General features: G+C 45.0%; 17 protein-coding genes. 1 reads left to right on the forward strand and 16 read right to left on the reverse strand.

From position 1 onward, the window contains the following. Positions 1-310: 310 nt before the first annotated feature. Genes AC13CK_RS07395 through AC13CK_RS07430 form a run of 8 tightly spaced genes read right to left on the reverse strand, consistent with a single transcriptional unit; the run spans position 311 to position 7,997 of the window. On the reverse strand, positions 311-1,189 hold the full coding sequence (locus AC13CK_RS07395) for a hypothetical protein (protein WP_425879391.1): 879 nt from the start codon (positions 1,187-1,189) through the stop codon (positions 311-313). 10 nt (positions 1,190-1,199) lie between these two features. After that, positions 1,200-2,279, reverse strand: a complete 1,080-nt coding sequence (gene aroB, locus AC13CK_RS07400) for a 3-dehydroquinate synthase (RefSeq protein ID WP_425879389.1) — start codon at positions 2,277-2,279, stop codon at positions 1,200-1,202. Between the two features lie 28 nt (positions 2,280-2,307). After that, a complete protein-coding gene (gene aroK, locus AC13CK_RS07405; RefSeq protein WP_005101380.1) occupies positions 2,308-2,844 on the reverse strand; it encodes a shikimate kinase AroK in 537 nt (178 codons plus the stop codon). A 36-nt stretch (positions 2,845-2,880) separates the two neighbouring features. Further along, on the reverse strand, positions 2,881-5,049 hold the full coding sequence (locus tag AC13CK_RS07410; protein WP_425879387.1) for a type IV pilus secretin PilQ: 2,169 nt from the start codon (positions 5,047-5,049) through the stop codon (positions 2,881-2,883). 17 nt (positions 5,050-5,066) lie between these two features. Then, entirely contained in the window at positions 5,067-5,594 is a 528-nt protein-coding gene (locus AC13CK_RS07415; RefSeq protein WP_425879385.1) for a pilus assembly protein PilP, read from the reverse strand. Further along, complete coding sequence (locus AC13CK_RS07420; protein WP_425879383.1) at positions 5,594-6,304, reverse strand: type IV pilus inner membrane component PilO; 711 nt, start codon at positions 6,302-6,304, stop codon at positions 5,594-5,596. Before AC13CK_RS07420 ends, AC13CK_RS07415 begins: the two co-directional genes overlap by 1 nt. Then, positions 6,301-6,939: a PilN domain-containing protein gene (locus tag AC13CK_RS07425; RefSeq protein WP_044109012.1), complete on the reverse strand. Its 639-nt coding sequence runs from the start codon at positions 6,937-6,939 to the stop codon at positions 6,301-6,303. The genes AC13CK_RS07420 and AC13CK_RS07425 overlap by 4 nt, the downstream gene beginning before the upstream one ends. After that, on the reverse strand, positions 6,939-7,997 hold the full coding sequence (locus tag AC13CK_RS07430; RefSeq protein ID WP_004644949.1) for a pilus assembly protein PilM: 1,059 nt from the start codon (positions 7,995-7,997) through the stop codon (positions 6,939-6,941). The genes AC13CK_RS07425 and AC13CK_RS07430 overlap by 1 nt, the downstream gene beginning before the upstream one ends. 165 nt (positions 7,998-8,162) lie before the next feature. Here AC13CK_RS07430 and ponA point away from each other — a divergent pair, with 165 nt between their 5' ends. Beyond that, complete coding sequence (gene ponA, locus AC13CK_RS07435; RefSeq protein WP_425879380.1) at positions 8,163-10,688, forward strand: penicillin-binding protein PBP1a; 2,526 nt, start codon at positions 8,163-8,165, stop codon at positions 10,686-10,688. Between the two features lie 50 nt (positions 10,689-10,738). Here ponA and AC13CK_RS07440 read toward each other — a convergent pair whose 3' ends face one another. The 8 genes from AC13CK_RS07440 to AC13CK_RS07475 form a co-directional block, all read right to left on the reverse strand. Continuing rightward, complete coding sequence (locus AC13CK_RS07440) at positions 10,739-11,542, reverse strand: putative RNA methyltransferase (RefSeq protein WP_005265527.1); 804 nt, start codon at positions 11,540-11,542, stop codon at positions 10,739-10,741. 54 nt (positions 11,543-11,596) lie between these two features. Further along, a complete protein-coding gene (gene mraY / locus AC13CK_RS07445; RefSeq protein ID WP_004644946.1) occupies positions 11,597-12,715 on the reverse strand; it encodes a phospho-N-acetylmuramoyl-pentapeptide-transferase in 1,119 nt (372 codons plus the stop codon). After that, entirely contained in the window at positions 12,716-14,119 is a 1,404-nt protein-coding gene (locus AC13CK_RS07450; RefSeq protein WP_425879378.1) for a UDP-N-acetylmuramoyl-tripeptide--D-alanyl-D-alanine ligase, read from the reverse strand. It lies immediately after the preceding gene. A gap of 9 nt (positions 14,120-14,128) precedes the next feature. Beyond that, positions 14,129-15,625 (reverse strand): UDP-N-acetylmuramoyl-L-alanyl-D-glutamate--2,6-diaminopimelate ligase, encoded by a 1,497-nt coding sequence (locus AC13CK_RS07455; protein ID WP_425879376.1) that lies wholly within the window; start codon positions 15,623-15,625, stop codon positions 14,129-14,131. Positions 15,626-15,636: 11 nt separating this feature from the next. Further along, on the reverse strand, positions 15,637-17,460 hold the full coding sequence (ftsI, locus tag AC13CK_RS07460; protein WP_005108506.1) for a penicillin-binding protein PBP3: 1,824 nt from the start codon (positions 17,458-17,460) through the stop codon (positions 15,637-15,639). Between the two features lie 15 nt (positions 17,461-17,475). Further along, the gene (gene ftsL, locus AC13CK_RS07465; protein ID WP_370940785.1) at positions 17,476-17,742 is read right to left on the reverse strand and encodes a cell division protein FtsL; all 267 of its coding nucleotides are present in this window, start codon (positions 17,740-17,742) and stop codon (positions 17,476-17,478) included. A gap of 76 nt (positions 17,743-17,818) precedes the next feature. Next, positions 17,819-18,730: a 16S rRNA (cytosine(1402)-N(4))-methyltransferase RsmH gene (gene rsmH, locus AC13CK_RS07470; protein ID WP_312586360.1), complete on the reverse strand. Its 912-nt coding sequence runs from the start codon at positions 18,728-18,730 to the stop codon at positions 17,819-17,821. Positions 18,731-18,914: 184 nt separating this feature from the next. Beyond that, a complete protein-coding gene (locus tag AC13CK_RS07475) occupies positions 18,915-19,934 on the reverse strand; it encodes a sulfate ABC transporter substrate-binding protein (protein ID WP_026055777.1) in 1,020 nt (339 codons plus the stop codon). Positions 19,935-19,962 lie beyond the last annotated feature (28 nt).

A 19,962-nucleotide genomic window follows, 5' to 3' on the forward strand; every position in this document is an offset into this window, starting at 1 on the left:
CCTTTTTTAGACTAAATGCATAACAAATAAAGTTTATTCTGCTCATGAATAACATAAAAATCTGGAATAAATATGACATTCATACAGTGTCATCGAATCATTTTTCGCGCTAAAACAGGGAGATTAATTCAATTCATGCACCAATAAAGCAAATTCCATGCCAACAAACAGCGCATAAATTAAAACAATACAGATGACAAAGATTTAGCGCAGAACAGCACTCTAAGGGTTAATTTTAATGTGCATTTTTTGCACCAAAAGCGCTCATTTTTAATTCTGTAATTTTTTGGATGCGCTATTTTAGACCGGACTAATTAAATGGATCACTAATCTCGTTATTTTGAGGACGCGGATTACTGCCCTGAGCAGGTCGATTATTGTTATTTTGTGGTTGAGGTATACTTTCTACAGCACTTTCAGATTTCTGCACATCAACTACATTTCCCGATGAATCACGTCGCACAATAGTGGTACTGGTAGTCGCAGCATCAGAGCTACGCGGCTTGGACTCAGTTTGGGTTTGCTGCTGTCTAAGTTGTACCGATTCATCTACTTTCGGCAAAGGCACATTTTTCAAACGAATTTCGTAAAGCTTTTGATTACTGGCCAATTCCTCTGAACCCAGATTATTGACCAGACTGACATATTGCTGCATTGCTACAACTTCAGGCTTGACTGAGGCCGGTAAATTTAACTTCAGTGTAGAGAGTGCCTGATTAGCTTGCGCCGCCGTCTTATATTGACCATATAACAATACATATTGTTCTGGCTGATTTTCACCCGAGATTCTTAAATAAATAAAAGGTTTACGATCGAACTGTTTCTTAAGGAAACTTTTTAATATTGCTTCATTGGTCACGCGAAACAATTCAATTGCATGCTGGTTTTTCGCTTCATTAACAAACTTGGTACCGCGGAATTCCGGCTCATGACTGGCATTCACGACGGTACGCGTATTTAGGTCCAGTGGTTTCACTTCCTGAAAAAGTGCACCAAGATGGGTCATTGTGGCGACTTTTTCTGGTTGAATCTGCAACTGAACTTCAGTTTCAGGCTTTTTTTCAATTTCGACGACATCATCTGAATCAGTCACCGCCCAAAAAACTAAGGCAGCAAATAGGCAGCATACACCACAGACCAGCCAGAAATAATGCTGAATCTTTTGCCAAGGAGTATGTAATGCTACCATAAAACTAAACCTATGCCTGACTGGCTAAAATTGCCTGTTTCATTAACTCGAGATCAAAGTCTCGGGTAATCACTGCTTCGCCTAATTGCTTTAATAACACCAGACGCAATTGTCCATTTAAGACTTTTTTGTCATGGGCCATATAGGCCAGAAAATCATCCAGAGGGATTTTAGGACAAACCACAGGAAGTTTGGCACGAGAAATGATTTTTTTTGTACGTTCTAAATCTTCTTGAGAAATCCAACCCATACGCTGTGACAGATCCGCAGCCATCACCATACCGGTGGCAACAGCCTCGCCATGTAGCCAGACACCATACCCCATGTAGGATTCAATCGCATGACCAAAGGTATGACCTAAATTAAGTAAAGCACGTTCCCCTTGCTCTTTCTCATCATTGGCTACGATCCGTGCCTTATGCGCACAGGAACGATAAACGGCTTCAGCCAATAATTTCTCATCACGAGCGACCAGAGCATCCATCTTTTCTTCAAGCCAGACCAGAAATGACTCATCGCCTAGCAGCGCATATTTAATCACTTCAGCTAAACCTGCTGAAAGCTCTCGATCAGGCAAAGTAGAAAGCTGCGACATATCCGCCAGTACCACTTGAGGTTGCTGGAAAGCACCAATCATGTTTTTACCCAATGGATGATTAATCCCGGTTTTACCACCGACACTTGAATCTACTTGCGAAAGCAAGGTCGTCGGCACTTGGATAAAGTACACACCGCGCTGGAAACAGGCCGAGGCAAAGCCAGCCATATCTCCAATCACACCACCACCTAATGCCAGTACAGTACAGTCCCGGTTAAACCCAGCTTCAAGCAGTGCATCAAAAATCAGGTTCAGATGCTGGCTATCTTTATATTTTTCACCATCAGGCAGAATACAGGCCGCAACACGTTTGTCCAGAGCCTCAATCGCCGTTTGATAACGCTGCAAATAAAGTGGTGCAATCGTAGTATTGCTCACAATCATCACTTGCTTGCCATGAATATAGGGTGCCAATAAGGCCTGTGGATCCAGATCGCTCCCGATAAAAATAGGGTAACGACGTTCTCCGAGTTCTACATATAAGGTTTGCATGCTTGATTAACCACTTTATTCAATGAACTTAGTTTTTGGAAGTAATGAGATTGAGAATCCGCTGCGCCAGATCACGCGCAGCACCCTGATTGGTCTCAATAATATGATGCGCTACTTCACGATACAAGGGATCGCGGACCGCCAATAAATCACGTAACTTTTGTTCCGGATTTTCGACTTGGAGGAGGGGACGGTTTTTATCGCGATAGGTACGTTGCAGTTGAATTTCAACCGGCGTATAGAGATAGACAACAATTCCGCGCTGTTTCAGATAATCCCGATTTAAGGTCTGAGTAATGGCCCCACCACCAGTGGCTAAAACCAGATGGGGACGTGAGGTAAGGTCATTAATGACAGCAGTTTCACGGTCACGGAAACCCTGCTCCCCTTCTTTTTCAAAAATCCAGGGAATGGTCGCGCCTGTTTTACGTTCAATTTCATGATCACTGTCTAGAAATTCACGCCCTAACAATTCTGCGAGATGTCGTCCTACTGTTGTTTTACCGGCCCCCATCGGCCCTACCAAATAAATATTTGGCAGGGTTTCAAACTCTTTGCTTGGCAAGGAGTCACCTATTCGTTTTGTTAAATTCAAAATATATTAATGATTTCTTGAAACACTGTCATTAACAATTCGAGGTGTAACGAAAATCAGTAGCTCACGTTTATTATCCGACTTTAAATCTTTACGGAATAAACGTCCTACATAAGGAATATCCCCCAGGAAAGGTACCTTAGTTTGTGCATTACGGGTTTCTTGCTCAAAAATACCGCCTAGAACCACGGTTTCGCCATTGTCCACCAAGACATTGGTAGTGATCTGGTTTTTGTTAATAGTGAGCTGTCCAGTCGGTGTCGGGTTACCCGGTGAGTCACTGGTAATATTGAGTTCCATCTGTACTTTGCCATCTGGCGTAATGCTTGGTGTGACATCCAGACTTAGCGTAGCATCAATAAATTCCGTAGTAGATACTGCATTCGCACCACCACCCTCTGCTGACTGATACGGAATTTGAGAACCAGAGGCAACAGTTGCTTTCTGCTTGTCTGCAGTCAGTACTTTAGGGGTAGAAATCACCTCACCATAGCCATCTGCCTGAAGTGCAGAAAGCTCAAGATCCAGCATAAAATCAGAAAGGCTGATCAAACCAAAGGCAATACGACTGGCACCTGGACTGGTTACCCCCAAATCCACATTTAAGTTATCTGGTCTTTGAATATCGTAGGTCCAGCGACCTGTTTCACTATCTAGTTCTGGCTCTCTAAGATCCCATAACGTCGTGTCACTACCACCGACCAGAAGATTATTATTGTTGGTAATTCCTTGAGACAGAATCCCCCACTTCACTCCCATTTCTTTGGTGAAGTCCGTGGTAGCTCGCACAATACGTGCTTCAACCATTACCTGCTTTACCTGTACATCCAGTAAGTCTACCATATTACGGATTTTATCAATAAAAGGCTGGGTATCATTCACAATAATAGTATTGGTTCGTGCATCAATAGACACAGAGCCACGTGAACTCAATAAGCTTTCTCTCTCATCATTATTTGTAGTGTTACTCGAACTACCTGAACTAGATGCGCCTTTATTCTGCGTAATCAGTTTTTCGATATCAGCAGCTTTGGCATAACTCAGCTGCATATATTCAGTTTGGATAGGGGCAAGTGCAACACTCTGCTTAATAGCCTTAGCTTCTTCCTCCTCAGCCTTAATCAGCTCTGCAACTGGTGCGATCCAGATCACATTGCCATTACGGCGTTTATCCAGGTTTTTGGTTTTCAGCACAATATCCAGCGCCTGATCCCAAGGTACCTCTTTCAAGCGCAAGGTAATATTACCTTGCACACTATCTGCAGCCACCATATTGATATCGGTAAAATCTGCCAATAACTGCAACACGCGGCGCACTTCAATATCTTGGAAATCTAGCGAAATTTTCTTACCGCTATAAGCGACAGTTTTAGGACGCAATGGACTCTTGGCTTCCGGACGTTTCAAGCTGATGGTCAGCTTATTATCTGTTTGGTAAGCCATATATTCATAACTTTCCGCAGACTGAATCGTAATGACTCCTGAACCATTTTGATTCACAGCATCCACACTTGATACCGGAGTCGCGAAATCTGTCACATTAAGACGGCGGGTCAAATGAGCCGGAATCTTGGAACCTAAAGTGCGCACAATAACCTTGGTACCCTGCTGCTGTACATCAACAGGAGTATTATTTCCTAATAGATCAATAACGACCTGGCCTTCACCTTGCGTACCGCGCTGGAAACCAATATTGCTAATACCCTGAGCTGACTGTTGCTGCACAGGTTGAGCTATGGCTACAGGAGTTGCAGAGTTAATTTTAAGAATAAAAGTATTGCCTTCCACGCGAGTCGTAAAGGCACCTGCATCTGTCAGATTAACCGTCAAACGGGCACGCTGTGCATCCGAAGTGACCTCCACTGAACTGGCTTCACGCGTTGCGACCGGAATGTTGCTTTGTTTTAAATTCTGTTGTGCCTTGTCAAAGTCCAGAATCAAACGTGACGGTGATTCTAATTGGTAGGCCTGTGGTTGTGGTGGCAAACCATTGAACATCACCCGAATCTCAGTTCCTTGTCCAGGAAGCTGCATGGGTACTACATTGGTCATTGAAACCTGTGCACTAGCCGCTTGCATCACTGCAATCGCAACAGCACCCATGGAAAACTGACGAAACACACGATTCATTGTATTAACATCCCCAAAAATAAATTCTTTAATACTCTTATTCATTGTTATTCCTTTAAAACTCATGGCGTCGGCCCGATAAGAACCAGACTTCGCGGACGTTCCACATATCCTTCACGGCCATCTGGAATAATCTCAATCAAATCGATCTGTGTTGGTGTAATTCCAACCACACGACCATGATTAAGTCCCATATAGCTACCACGTTGGATCCGCTCAACCTCACCATCAGGCGTCTGGATTAAAGCCAGAATCTGTCCTGCCTGATTGCGCATACTGCCTTTCATGGTCAACGTTTCGAGCGGATAACTTTCTAGCGGTTGCAGTTGACGTGATAGGTTTGGATAAACCCGTTTCCCCGCCATAATTTTCAGTTCAGCCGCCAGAGAGCTTGGTAAAAAAGGACTTTTAATCTGATGTGCTGCATAGCTGAAGGTTTCAACTGGCATAAAATCAGGAGCCGGTTCAATCGGCAAAGGCGGCTGATTACGAATATTGGCCATTTCCTGATTGACAGCATCAATGCGTGAATCGCATCCCAATAATAAAAACCCAAGTGTTAAAGCCGAAGTAATCTTAATGTTCTTCATTACTGCGCCCCCTGAGTAGTGCTATTAGCTGCAGCGCTTTCCGCATTACCGACATAACGATAAGTTTTGGCTTTCACCACATAATCAATGACCGGAATTTCAGATTTTTTCTCTTTGTTTTCAGTACCGGTAATGGTGAAATCATGCAGTGTGACAATACGCGACAAGCCGGCAATACTGCTGACAAAAGAACCAAAAGCGTGATAATCCCCAGTGGCTTCAATTGCAATCGGCTGTTCAATAAAGAATTCTTGTTTAATTTCCGGTTCCAGACGGATATTTTTAAACTTCAGGCCTGAATTCACACCGCTCAGGTTAATATCTTCAACCAGACCCGGAATCTCAGTTTCTTTCGGTAACTGTTCTAACTGCTGATTAAAACGAGCTTCCATTTCCTGAAGCTGGATTTGATATTGTTGTAAGTTGCGTAATTTGGATTCTTTTTCACGGAATTCATTCAGCAGGTTTTGTTCCTGGGCACTGGCTTGTGAAATCGATTCAATTGTACTTCTGATCATGACAAAGTAAATCACTGCAAAGGCCAGTGCAACAATAAAAATCCAGCAGGTAATTTTGACTGATAAAGGCCAACTACCATAATTGCTTGGATCCAATGTATTGAATTGCTGAAAAAACTTTTCAACAGTCATTTTATTTTTGGGTACAGCGACGACATCCTGGCTGAACTCATCGAATTCCTCATTACTCATGATGATGCCCCCGTAGTTGTAGTGACTGCTTGTTGTTCTTCGTTAAGGACTGGCTGAGCGATCTGATCCAGATCGACCGTCACGGTAAAACTGCCATAAGATTCTTCCACACGTGGAATAATCGAGCTCGGTGCCTTTTCTTTGGCTTCTTCAGCCACCAGAAAGGCATTCATAAAGGCATTTCGATACCAAGATGAAGCCTCCAGATTACGGAGCAGTTCTGCTACTGTATTTGGACTCTCAGCCCGACCTTCAATGGTAAACTTATCGCCGATACGCTGGAATTTGGTGATATACATATTGCTTGGGGTCACCCGTACAATTTCATCAATCAAATGTACCGCAATCGGACGCTGAGTTTGTAGACCCTGAATCAGTTTCATCCGTTCAACAATCGCATTACGCTGCTCTTGCAAACCTTCAAGCGCCTTTAACTGCACATCCAGATTCTGGTTGGTACTTTGAATCAGCTGATTGGCCTGCTCCTGATCCTGAAGTTTGTGATCATAATAAAACCAGGTTGAACCTGCTGCCGCTAATCCCAAGAAAAGCGCCCCCACGCAGATTGCCACAAATTCATTATTTCTTTTAATTCTTAGCTCATCACGCCAAGGAAGTAAGTTAATTCTTGCCATTAATCAAAACTCCTTAATGCCAAACCGCATGCAACCATGAGTGATGACGCGTCATTTTCAATTTTTTTAATATCAATTTGAGGAGAAAAGCCCATTTGCAAAAATGGATTCGCGATCGTGACACGGTAACCGAGTTTTTGTTGTAATAATTTTGCCAGACCTGGAATATTGGCATTCCCGCCGGCCAGTAAAATATGGTCAATCTCATTAAACTGAGAAGATGAAAAGAAGAATTGTAATGAACGGGCTGCCTGTTGTACCACGGCATCCAAGAAGGGTTCTAGGACTTCAATATCATAATCATCAGGCAAGGCACGGGTTTTTTTAGCACGTCCAGCTTCTTCAAAGGATAATCCATAACGATTCTGAATTTCCTGAGTTAATTGCTTACCGCCAAACACCTGCTCACGAGTATAAATAATCTTGTTGTTCTGCATCACCGACAAGGTCGTCATACTATGACCAATGTCTAAGATACCAACCGTATTGACCCCCATCGGCAAAGTGTCCGAAAATACCTTAAAGGCATTTTCCAGCGCAAAACTTTCTACATCTGCAATCTTAGGCGTTAGACTGCTAATCTCTAAAACTTCAGAACGTGCTTCGACATTTTCGATCCGTGTCGCGACCAGCAGCACATTGACCCGGTTCGGATTGGAAAGGCGGTCTGGCAGAACTTCAAAGTCCAGACTCGCTTCATCGAGTGGAAAAGGAATATATTGTTCCGCATCTTCACGAATCTGAACTTCACGTTCATCATCCGACATGTCTGCATCCATCTCAATGATTTTGGTGATGACCATTGAAGTTGGAATCGCAAAAGCGGCCTGATTCGACTGGGTATTACCCAAATTAATTGCACGCCCAAGGGCATCAGCGACAGCTTCTGGGTTTAAGATGTTTTTTTCAACAACACTGTTTTCCGATAATGGGATCAAAGCATAGCTCTCTACCCAGTAACGGCCACTTTTTACAGAAAGTTCTAAAACCTTAACAGAAGTCGAACTAATATCGACTCCTATTAACCCCTTATTTGGTTTACGATATAACCTGCGCACAATACACTTCCTATTATTTTTTTGTCCCCAATTCAATCTAACTTACCAATTGGTCCAGTCTATAATTTTATATAGATACAATAACTCATCTAACAATATGGATATCGACAGGATATACTGACCGGTAATTAGTTCGCCATTAGCTCTTATTAAAACTTACTTGTTATGAAAAAGCTATCTTGTTCAGGCCTTGTTCATCCATTTTTTTTGATCATTATCATTATACTGATCTCAATTCCGATGGGTTTCTATGGCATGTATCTCTATATTGCCCCATCTTTGCCTGAAATGTCTACGCTTAAAAAGGCCCCTTTATTAAAGCCTTTACAAGTATTTAGTTCAGATAATGAATTAATTGCCGAATATGGAGGCAAGCTTTCTGTTCCCGTGAAATATGAACAAATTCCACCCGAGTTTATTCATGCTTTCCTCGCAGCCGAAGATTCCAGCTTTTTTGAGCATAGCGGAATCAGCTTTAAAAGCTTGGGACGCGCACTCAGTGAGACGGTGACCGGATCGGATGTACAGACCGGTGGTTCGACCATTACCATGCAAGTGGCAAAAAACTATTACCTTAGTCCTGAACGGACGCTGAAGCGCAAACTGACGGAAATTTTTCTGGCCCGTAAAATTGAGCAAAACTTAAGTAAAGAAGAAATTCTGACCTTGTATGTCAATAAAATTTTCTTGGGAAAAAATGCTTACGGCATCGCAGCAGCAGCTAAAATTTACTATAACAAGAGTTTAGAAGAGCTTTCAATTGCACAAATGGCCATGATCTCTGGCCTGCCTAAAGCACCGTCTCGATACAATCCGGTCGCCAATCCCAAGCGTGCCTTAGAACGTCGTAACTGGATTTTGGGGCGTATGCTGCAACTGGGCTATCTAAATCAGAGCCAATATCAGCAAGCTATTGCTGAACCGATTAATCTGGATATGCCCGACCGGAGTACCCGAAACAAATTCCCGTATGTCGGTGAAATGGTACGTTCTGAACTGGTACAAAACTTTGGTGAACAGGCGGTAGATTCCGGCTATAAAGTCTATACCACTATTCATAGTGAACGTCAGGCCTATGCGGAGCAAGCGGTACAAGAAGGCTTAGAGGCTTATGACCGTCGACATGGCTGGCGTGGTGCTGAAGCACATGATCAACCTCTCGACAAGTTCCGTGCTTATGCTAACACCTATCCCGCGCAAGTAACCAAGGTGGGCACTTCCAGCTTTGAAGCACTCATGCAGGACGGAAGTAGCGTAACTGTTCCTTGGTCAGGTATGTCCTGGGCGCGTCGCTTTCGTAACGTCAACAGTGTAGGTGGCGCACCGAGCAAAGCGTCCGAAATTGTCAAAGTCAAAGATATTGTTCGCTTAAGACCCAATGAAAATAAAACCTCTTGGTCATTGGTGCAGATCCCCAATGTGCAAGGACAATTGATTGCTATCAACCCAAATAATGGTGCGATTGAAGCCATTGTCGGGGGATATAACTTTTATCAGTCGAAATTTAACCGTGCAACCCAAGGTTGGCGTCAACCCGGTTCTACTATTAAGCCTTTTGTTTATGCGCTGGCTTTAGAACGTGGCATGACACCACATACCATGGTCAATGATGTACCCATTACCATTGGCAAATGGACGCCACGTAACTCGGATGGCCGTTATCTGGGTATGATTCCGCTACGTCGTGCACTTTATCTGTCACGTAATACAGTCTCAGTGCGCTTATTACAGGCCGTCGGGATTGAACGTACACGTCAGTTATTTATGGATTTTGGTTTACAGGACAGCCAGATTCCTCGTAACTATACCATTGCCTTAGGTACCCCGCAGGTTCTCCCGATTCAGATGGCGACTGGCTATGCCACCTTTGCCAATGGCGGTTACCGAATTCAGCCGCACTTTATTACCCGTATTGAAGATGCCTATGGCAATACCATCTTTGAAGCCAAGCCTGAATATGCCTGCATTTCATGTATTAATGAAAAAGAAGAAACAGTTCAAACCACTGACCCTATTACCGCAGATGACGAAGCAATTGCAATCAACAATACAACTTTAGAGCAAAAACAGGCTGCACCTAAAGTCTCTGCCGAAGACAGTAATTATCGTCAGGCACAGCGTATTTTAAAATCTAGCTCTGCCTATGACATGGCCAATATTTTGCGTGACGTGATTCAACATGGTACTGGCCGTGCCGCATTAAGAATTGGTCGCAGCGATATCGGTGGGAAGACCGGTACCACTAATGATGCCAAAGATGCTTGGTTTGCTGGCTTCAATGGCAAGCTGGTCACTGTCACCTGGGTAGGCTTTGACCAGCCGACCACCTTAGGTCGCCGTGAATATGGTGGTGTAGCAGCTTTACCGATCTGGACCGATTTTATGGGCAAGGCATTAAAAGGCCAGCCGGAAGCATGGGTACGTTTAGACCGCAATGCCAAGGCACCGGTAAATCGCAACAAGGGGGTTCAGGCTGATGAAGCACAGAATGATCCGTCTTCTCCGCCTCTGGCGACAGCGCTTTACCGTCCTGCACCTGTGGTCGTCCCGAAACGTACAGAAACTGACTTTGAGGATTTACCGGATCAACCGATTCGTTTACCAGATGATGAAGGTTCTGCACCTCAAGAACAGCCTCTTCAGCCAAACCGGGTAGACTCACTGGAAAATCTGATCGAAGAAGTCCAGTAATCTGAAGATATAAAAAAGCCCTCAGTTGAGGGCTTTTTTATATGCATTTTTTATTTCTTTTGGAACAGATAAATCTGATATTGCGCCAGCAATTCAAACTGATCCTGCTGTTCGAGTGCTAAACGGTGTTCCGGCTTGGCCTTATAAGCATAGGGTGTCATGGCAATCAGGTTTTTTAAATCAGCCTGTGGCAAAACCATTGGCGCACCAATCACCTGCTCACTAACCAGATTAAATTCATCTTGTAACTGCTCAACAAACTTCTGCGGCTCGTGTGGTTTCACTTCTTCAAATAAAGCCTCACGCATAGCATATAAATGTTGTGGGGCCGGTGTCACCACCATCAAATAAGATTTTGGTTTTAGGACTCGCAGGATTTCCTGTTTGGGAATTGGACTAAATAAGCTGGTACACAGATCAATCGACTCATCTAATACTGGTAAAGTCGCTCCAGTTCCTACGACCCAAGTCACCTCTTTATTCAGCTTGGCTGCGACCTGAACCGCATTCTTGGCAATATCGACCCCAACGCATTGCAGCACTTCGGCCTGCATGGCATTGGTGTAATAGCCTTCGCCACAACCAATATCTAAAAGATTCTCAATCCGCAACTCGCGAATCTTTTCCACGACAGCCTGTTGCAAAGGCGCATAATAACCTGCGCTGAGAAATGCACGACGTGCCTGCACAGACTCAGGCGTATCTCCCGGGTTTTTGCTGTGCTTATGCTGAACCACATGCAGGTTCACATAGCCTTGTTTAGCGACATCGTAACTATGATGATTCTCACATCGCCATGTTCTTTCATTTAAGCTCAACTGCTGGCGACAGACTGGGCACATGAGTAAATTCATCATTTTCTCCAAAATAAAAAAGCCGGCATGCGCCGACTTTTTCCAATGCATTTCTTAGCGCAATTTTAAGGTCATTAGACCCAAAACTACCAGCATAATCGTAATAATCCAGAAACGGATCACCACCTGGGTTTCACGCCAGCCTTTCTTTTCATAATGATGATGTAGCGGTGCCATCAGGAATACACGTTTATTGCGCATTCTTAATGAACCAATCTGCAAGAACACTGAAACCGCTTCCACCACAAAGACACCGGCCATAATCGCAAATACGATTTCCTGACGAACCATGACGGCAATCGTACCGAGCATTGCACCGAGAGATAAAGCACCGACATCCCCCATAAATACTTGGGCTGGATGGGCGTTATACCAAAGGAAAGCCAGACCCGCTCCGATCATGGCAGCACAGACCACCACCAGTTCAGACGAATATTTTACATAAGGAATATGCAGATAATTGGCAAAGCGCACGTCACCGGCCAAATAGGCAAATACGCCCAAACCTGTAGCAACCAGCACGATTGGCATGATTGCCAGACCATCCAGACCATCAGTCAAGTTCACGGCATTGGAGGCACCATTAATCACGAAGTAAGTGAAAATAATGAAGCCAATACCCAACGGAATCATCGACAATGGAATGCTTAGGTCTTTAAAGAATGGAATCAGCAGATCCAGCATATTTGCGGTATGCACTGGATTGGTCTGTTGCTGTGCAATGACATACAAAGCAATACCAGCACCCAAAGAACCAACTGAAGTCCAGAAGAATTTTTTCTTCGCAGGCAAACCCGCATTGTCTTTATAACGGATTTTAATCCAGTCATCGGCCCAGCCAACGGCACCGAAAATCACCATCACACCCAGCACAATCCAGACATAAGGATTGGAAAGATCTGCCCAGAGTAGAGTTGAGATACCAATCGAAAGCAGGATCAGCACCCCGCCCATGGTCGGCGTGCCCATTTTCTTAGCATGGTTTTCAGGGGCATACGAGCTGACTGCCTGACCATATTTCAGCGCCTGAAGCTTGCGAATCATTACAGGACCGAGCACCAGACCGATGGTCAATGCCGTCAAGACACTGAGCAAAGCACGTAAAGTTAAATAACGAACCACCTGAAACGTGCTGTCAAAGCCCGCCAAATGTTCAAAGAGCCATAACAGCATTTAGAGTTTCTCCATCAATGCAGCCATCAATGTTTCCATATGGGTAAAACGCGACCCTTTAAACAGGAATGACATCGGCTGAGGTTGATGTGTTTCAATCAAACGAATTAAAAACGGTAATGCCTGCTCCTGATTCAGGAAAGCCTGCATTTTTTTACCATATTGTGTACTACGAGCACCTTCTTGTGCGGCAGGCGCAAATTCACCTACAGCCACCACAAAATTAATGCCTTTCACCGAGACCAGATCCCGACCGAGCTTGTAATGCTCGATTGCGGCAGATGAACCGAGTTCACCAATATCGCCGGTGACCATCACCCGGATGCCCTGCTGCTGCGCCAGAACTTCAGCCGCTGCACGCATCGAACCCGGATTGGCATTGTAGGTGTCGTCAATAAATAAATAGTCTTTGTACGGAATAAAGTTCAGACGACCTTTCGCACCCACGGCCTGTTCCAGACCGGCCACGATATCATCCAGACCAATACCGATCGCCAAGGCAAATGCAGCGGCAGCTGTGGCATTTTCGACATTATGCTCACCGGCAAACGGCAACTGAACTGTTTTCGAGCCTTGTGGCGTATTCAGGGTAAAGCTTGAAGATTGAGCTTCAAGGACTACATCGCTGGCATAAACATCACCATTGGTACCAAAACTCAAGCTTTTTTCAGTTCTTACTGCGGCACGAATGGTTTCAGCAAAATCATCTGCAGCAGGAATAATCGAAGTCTCAGAGATATGCGCATAAATCTCGGATTTTGCACGGCAAATTCCGTCACGGCCGCCAAATTCACCTAAATGCGCAGTCCCGATATTAATAATCCCGGCCACATGCGGCTGCACCATTTTCGAGGTGTAATCAATTTCACCCTGATGACTCGCACCGAGTTCTATCACCGCATATTGATATTCAGGACGGAGCTCCAGCAACATTACCGGCACGCCGAGGTCATTATTCAAATTACCACGCGTAACCAAGGTCGGTGCCAGACGCGACAGAATGCTTCCCAGCATTTCTTTAGTCGTGGTCTTGCCACTACTGCCGGTCAAGGCAATGACTTTGAGCTGAGGATTCTGCTGACGGCGATAAGCACCTAACAATCCCAATGCCAGACGGGTATCTTCTACCACCAACTGGCAAATATCAGTATCCATCGGACGGCTGACAATGGCAATGTCACAACCTTGAGCCGCCACTTGCGCAATAAAGTCATGCGCGTCAAAACGCTCGCCTTTCAGCGCAAGAAAAGCATCACCTGATTCTGCATCACGTGAATCAGTCAAAATCCGCTTGATCTGGCCTGCAGGCTTTTCATCATTCAGCCAGTAGCCTTGAGTAGCCTGCTGTAATTGTTCTACGCTCCACGGCTCCAGCGCCACAGTACTTGTTGTTGAGGTATGCATATCTGAATCCTAATGCGCTGAATAGGCGGTATCTGTGTTGCAATGCTGGCCATCAATCGCAGCCTGCACTTCGACCACGTCATCAAACCAGTGACGTACGCCATCAATTTCCTGATAATTTTCGTGCCCTTTTCCTGCGATCACGACAATATCACCCGCCTGCGCGTGTTTAACCGCAAACTTGATCGCTTCACGACGGTCATGAATTTCATGATAGGTTTTGCCGGAAAAGTCGATATCATTTTTCATATCAGCAAAAATTTGTGCCGGATCTTCGGTCCGCGGGTTATCAGAAGTGAGTACTGCAATATCCGAACCGTCTAAAGCAGCTTGGGTCATCAGTGGACGTTTACCGCGGTCACGGTCGCCGCCACAACCGAAGAGTGCCCAGAGATTTTTCGAGACATGCCGCTTTAAGGTCACCAGAACCTGTGTCAGGGCGTCTGGGGTATGGGCATAATCCACCACAAACAGACGTTCGCCATCACGCAACACCTGCATCCGACCGGGCGCACCTTTGAGCTGTGGCACAGTTGCAATCAAACTTTCCAAGTCAAATCCGGCCTGTTCCGCCATGATCAGACTGGCGACCAGATTTTCAATATTGAAATGTCCCAGCAATGGACTGTTAACCACATATTCAGCAGAAGCAGTTTTTAGTTTAAAGGTCGCACCTGAAATGCTGTACTGAATATCCTGAACCTGATAATCCGCTTTTTGTGTGGTGGAATAAGTCAAAATTTTAGGCTGTGCCGGATTGTTTTTCGCAGCATCCAGCATGATCTGTGCATGCTCATCATCAATATTGATGACAGCCACTTTTAAAGATTCAAACCGGAATAAACCAGACTTTGCTTCTGCATAAGCTTGTAGCGTTCCATGATAATCCAGATGGTCACGACTCAAATTGCTGTAGCCTGCAATCTCGATATCACAACCATTCAAGCGGCCTTGTTCCAGACCATGCGAACTAGCTTCAATCGAGGCAAACTTCGCACCGGCCTGCGCATAGCTATGCAAGGCATTTTGCAATTGCAAGGCATCCAGGGTGGTATGCGAAGATGCTTCCAGATTTGGCAGAATGCCGTTACCTGTAGTGCCCATCACTGCACAAGCTTTGCCTTGCAGCATGATGAATTCAGCCACCAAGCGAGAAATCGTGGTTTTACCGTTGGTGCCGGTGACTGCAAGAATACGCGCAGCCGTAACGGGTTGGGTTGCTTGCAAATACTGCTTTTGCCATTGCCCCATTAGATGACGTACATCTGCTACCACCAAATTTGGAGATACATCCAGTTCAGTTTCTGAAATCACAGCTAATGCACCCTGCTCTAAGGCTTTCTGGGCAAATTGAGCAGTTTTTTCCGATTGTGACAGGCTGGTCAGGCCAATAAAAATCTGTCCTGGTTTAACTTTACGACTATCCAGCTCGAAGCCCTGAAAGGATTGCTTCATCCAGTCAGCGACATCGTGAGGGGTGTAGAGATCTTGAAATGTAATAGACATTGATCACCTATTTACTGGACTTTGGGAGGTTCTAAAGGTTTGTCCAGAGGGACATTCAGCAGACGCAAGGATTCCTGCATCACGCGGGCAAAGACTGGTGCAGATACCGTACCGCCATAGTAAGTGCCTTGTGGATTTTCTACTACCACCACCATGGCAATCCGTGGGTCACTGACTGGTGCTACGCCGGCAAATAAAGCCCGGTATTCACTGGTTGAATAACCTTTACGGTCGGCACGCAATTTATGTGCAGTACCGGTTTTACCCGCCACGCGATAGCCTGGAATGGTGGCACGAGTCGCCGTACCCCCCGGCAAGGTTGCAGTTTCCATCATCAGCAGGACCTGATCGGCAATCTTGGCATCGATCATCTGTTCACCCTGCGGCTGCTCTTCCAGCTTGTACAGGCTCAGCGGCATTTTCACGCCTTTATTGGCCAACATGGCATAGGCATCGGCCAGTTGTAACACGGTGGCGTTCAGACCATAGCCATAAGACATAGTCGCCACTTCTGATACATTCCATTTGCTTGGTGGAAGAATCAAACCGGCACTTTCCCCCGGGAATTTCACTGCTGAACGCTGACCAAAACCCAGACGTTTATAGAAGGTTGGTAAGGTTTCATACGGCAGCGACAAGGCCAGTTTCGCCACACCAACGTTAGAGGATTTCTGGATAATGCCACCCAAGGTCAACTGACCATAGTTATGCGTATCACGAATGGTATGATTACCGACCCGCATACTGCCCGGTGTGGTATTCACCACTGAATTCGCCGTATATTTGCCACTTTCCAAGGCCATCGCTACAGTCAGCGGCTTCATGGTCGAACCCGGCTCGAAAGAATCGACTGCACCGCGGTTACGCATCGCATCCTTATTGAGCAGGCTGTTTTTATCATTCGGGTTATAGGATGGCCATGATGACAGCGCCAGAATTTCACCGGTTTTGACATCTACCGCAATCGCAGTCGCTGAACGGGCATTATTGGCAACTCCGGCCGCAGTCAGCTCACGGTACATGATATATTGCAGACGTGAGTCGATACTTAAGGTAATATTTTCGCCCGGTTCAACTTCTTTAATCACTTCCGGTTCTTTGACCCGATTGCCTTTTTTATCGCGAATGATCTGCTGCTCGCCATCCTTGCCGGAAAGACGGCTATTCAGCTGCATTTCCAGACCTTCAATGCCGCTGCCTTCGCTATTGGTCAGGCCAATAATCTGAGAGTTCGGCTGTGGCTGCGGATAATAACGTTTATAGTTTTTCTCGGTATACACACCCTGAAAATTACGTTTCATGATCAGTTCGGCCTGTTGTGGCGGAACTTCTTTTTTCAGGATCAGATAACGTGAACGCGGACGTTCTTCCATTTTTTTGCGCAGTTCTGCCCGATCCATACCGACTGCATCAGCCAGCTCATCCAGATTCAGGTTTTTATCCGGTAGCTGACGTTTGAGCTTGCGGCTATTCGGTTCTTTTTCCAGCGCCAGCATGGTCTCGTCATAGAGTTTTTTATTGTCAAAATAATCACGTGGATCAATCACAATTTTCATGATCGGAGTACTGATCGCCAATGGAATGCCATTACGATCATAAATCACGCCACGCATCGCCTTGATGGTATTGGTTCTTAAAATATTGGCATTGGCTTTATTTTGCAAAAAATCTTTATTAATAATCTGTACATAGAAAGCACGGCAAATCAGTGTCACAAAACACAGCAGCACCACCGCCCACATGATGTAAAAACGATTGATATAAACATTTGAGGCATTTTTGTCGGTGACCGATTGTTTTTTACGTACCGGTTGCTTCTTTCTCTTGTCTACCATGTCGGAACGCTAGCCTTATTTTTTCTCATCTGAAGTTTGTGGTAAGGAAATCACGACACTTTGTGAAACCGGAGGTGAATACATACGCAGCTGTGTCACTGCACGCGTACCGATCTGTGCCGTCGCGCCGAAAGTTTGCTGCTCAATCAGCAAACGCCCCCACTCTGCATTCAGGTCATCCCTTTCACGCAGATAGGTACTCAGCTTTCTGTTATCCTGACGGTATTCAAATACCTGAAATACCACAAATACTGCACTGATGAAGACCATCAGTATCAGCATGAGATAGATTGTAACTTTTTTCAGCCACAATTTTTCTGTTTTTTTATCAACCACTTCCGTTTTCATGATCTGCCTATTAAGCTAAACGTTCTGCTACCCGCAGCCATGCGCTACGTGAACGAGGATTGGCTTTGACCTCCTCATCACTGGCTTTAACACGAGAAACTTTCTTTAAACGTCGCGTATCTTTCTGTTGTTGTGGCATTCCCCAGCCTGAATCTTCTTCAAGCGTTGACTCTTTTTGAATAAATTGTTTAATCAAACGGTCTTCCAGTGAATGGAAGCTAATCACCGCCAAACGTGCTTCAGGTTTCAAGATTTCAACGGCCTGAGGCAAGAAGATTTCAATATCTTCTAATTCCTTATTAATAGCAATACGAATCGCCTGGAAAGTACGGGTCGCAGCATGCTTATTTTTTTCCCATTTCGGGTGTGCTACTTTTACAATCTCAGCCAGCTTTGCCGTGGTATCAATATATCCGGCAGCCTTAATTGCCTTGGCAATACGGCGACTATAACGCTCTTCACCATATTTAAAAATGATATTCGCCAGCGCTTCTTCTTCAATCTGGGTCAGCCATTCTGCTGCGGTCGGACCTTGCGAGTTGTCCATACGCATATCCAGCGGGCCATCTTTCATAAAACTGAAACCACGTTCAGCTTGATCCAGTTGCGGTGAAGAAACACCGAGATCCGCCATTAACCCATCGACCTGTTCAATGCCCAACTCAGCCAATGCATCTTTCAGATCAGCAAAGCTGGCATGAATAATTTTAAAACGTGAATCTTCTTGTTCGAGTTCAGCCGCTACAGCCAGTGCTTGCGGATCTTTATCAAAGGCATAGACACGTGCATTTTCATCTAATTTGGACAGCAATAAACGCGTATGTCCACCACGGCCAAAGGTTCCATCCACATAAGTTCCCGTATTGCGACCCGCCAACAAGGCATCAATCGTTTCGTGAAGTAATACAGAAATATGTGACATAAAAACTCAATCAATAGGGGGAAAAATTTAACTGCACATTATCACCCTGTTTAGGCAAAGCTCCAAACGACTTTTTGTAGATAAATATTACTTTCCATAGAGAAAACCGTTTTAGCATTTTTCTCATACAAAAAAGCCTCCAGTTTTGGAGGCTTTTTTCAATCTAGATAACTTCGCAGATCAATTAACGTTTGCTGTTATAAATCTGGTCGAAAATTGCACCATTCACAAAATGGGTTTTCTGTGCATTGGCCCAACCACCAAAGACTTCATCAATGGTAAAGGTTTTGATTTTCGGGAACTGTGCTGAATATTTGGCTAATACTTTTTCATTACGTGGACGATAGAAATGTTTAGCTGCCATTTCCTGACCCAACGGTGAATACAGGTAATTGATATAACCTGTTGCTAACCATTTATTGCCATTTTTCTCCACGGTACGATCCACAATCGCCACTGACGGTTCAGTCAAAATCGTAATCGATGGATAAACGATATCAAACTTGTTTTTACCCAAGGTTTTTTGCGTGACCAAGGCTTCATTTTCCCAAGTCAGCAATACATCGCCAATCCCACGCTCGGCAAAGGTGGTCATTGAAGCACGTGCAGCAGAATCCATCACTTTCACGTTCTTATAAAGCTTGCCGACAAAGTCCTGTGCTTTGGCTTTATTACCACCTGGCTGTTTCTCGGCATAACCCCATGCAGACAGATATACCCAACGCGGCAAACCACCCGTTTTCGGGTTCGGCGTAATAATTTGCACGCCTGGTTTAGTTAAGTCATTCCAGTCCTTGATGCCTTTCGGATTGCCCTTGCGTACCATGAATACAATCGTCGAGGTATAAGGTGCCGAGTTATGTGGGAATTCCTTTTGCCAGCCCGGCTGAATCTGACCAGATTTCACAATTTCTTCGATGTCATTGGCCAGCGCCAAAGTCACCACATCACCTTTCAAGCCATCGACCACAGAACGTGCCTGTTTGCCCGAACCGCCATGAGACTGCTTGAAATTCACATCCAGACCGGTGCGGTTTTTCCAGTAAGCCCCAAATGATTTGTTAAATTCATCATAGAACTCACGCGTAGCATCATAGGATACATTCAGAAACTGACGGTCTGCTGCTTGTGAAGCAGTCGCGGTCATACCCAAACCAGTCGCCAATAAGGCAGCACTAAATAACGATTTTAATTGAGTTTTCATGGCAGCACAGAGTTTATCTTCATTAGAT

It is taken from the genome of Acinetobacter sp. L-24, assembly GCF_056857555.1.

Excerpts from the sequence above, each read along its gene's own strand:
- AC13CK_RS07395 (WP_425879391.1), bottom strand. The coding sequence starts at position 1,189 with ATGGTAGCATTACATACTCCTTGGCAAAAGATTCAGCATTATTTCTGG.
- aroB (WP_425879389.1), bottom strand. The coding sequence starts at position 2,279 with ATGCAAACCTTATATGTAGAACTCGGAGAACGTCGTTACCCTATTTTT.
- AC13CK_RS07410 (WP_425879387.1), bottom strand. The coding sequence starts at position 5,049 with ATGAATAAGAGTATTAAAGAATTTATTTTTGGGGATGTTAATACAATG.
- AC13CK_RS07415 (WP_425879385.1), bottom strand. The coding sequence starts at position 5,594 with ATGAAGAACATTAAGATTACTTCGGCTTTAACACTTGGGTTTTTATTA.
- AC13CK_RS07420 (WP_425879383.1), bottom strand. The coding sequence starts at position 6,304 with ATGAGTAATGAGGAATTCGATGAGTTCAGCCAGGATGTCGTCGCTGTA.
- AC13CK_RS07425 (WP_044109012.1), bottom strand. The coding sequence starts at position 6,939 with ATGGCAAGAATTAACTTACTTCCTTGGCGTGATGAGCTAAGAATTAAA.
- ponA (WP_425879380.1), top strand. The coding sequence starts at position 8,163 with ATGAAAAAGCTATCTTGTTCAGGCCTTGTTCATCCATTTTTTTTGATC.
- AC13CK_RS07440 (WP_005265527.1), bottom strand. The coding sequence starts at position 11,542 with ATGAATTTACTCATGTGCCCAGTCTGTCGCCAGCAGTTGAGCTTAAAT.
- mraY (WP_004644946.1), bottom strand. The coding sequence starts at position 12,715 with ATGCTGTTATGGCTCTTTGAACATTTGGCGGGCTTTGACAGCACGTTT.
- AC13CK_RS07450 (WP_425879378.1), bottom strand. The coding sequence starts at position 14,119 with ATGCATACCTCAACAACAAGTACTGTGGCGCTGGAGCCGTGGAGCGTA.
- AC13CK_RS07455 (WP_425879376.1), bottom strand. The coding sequence starts at position 15,625 with ATGTCTATTACATTTCAAGATCTCTACACCCCTCACGATGTCGCTGAC.
- ftsI (WP_005108506.1), bottom strand. The coding sequence starts at position 17,460 with ATGGTAGACAAGAGAAAGAAGCAACCGGTACGTAAAAAACAATCGGTC.
- ftsL (WP_370940785.1), bottom strand. The coding sequence starts at position 17,742 with ATGCTGATACTGATGGTCTTCATCAGTGCAGTATTTGTGGTATTTCAG.
- rsmH (WP_312586360.1), bottom strand. The coding sequence starts at position 18,730 with ATGTCACATATTTCTGTATTACTTCACGAAACGATTGATGCCTTGTTG.
- AC13CK_RS07475 (WP_026055777.1), bottom strand. The coding sequence starts at position 19,934 with ATGAAAACTCAATTAAAATCGTTATTTAGTGCTGCCTTATTGGCGACT.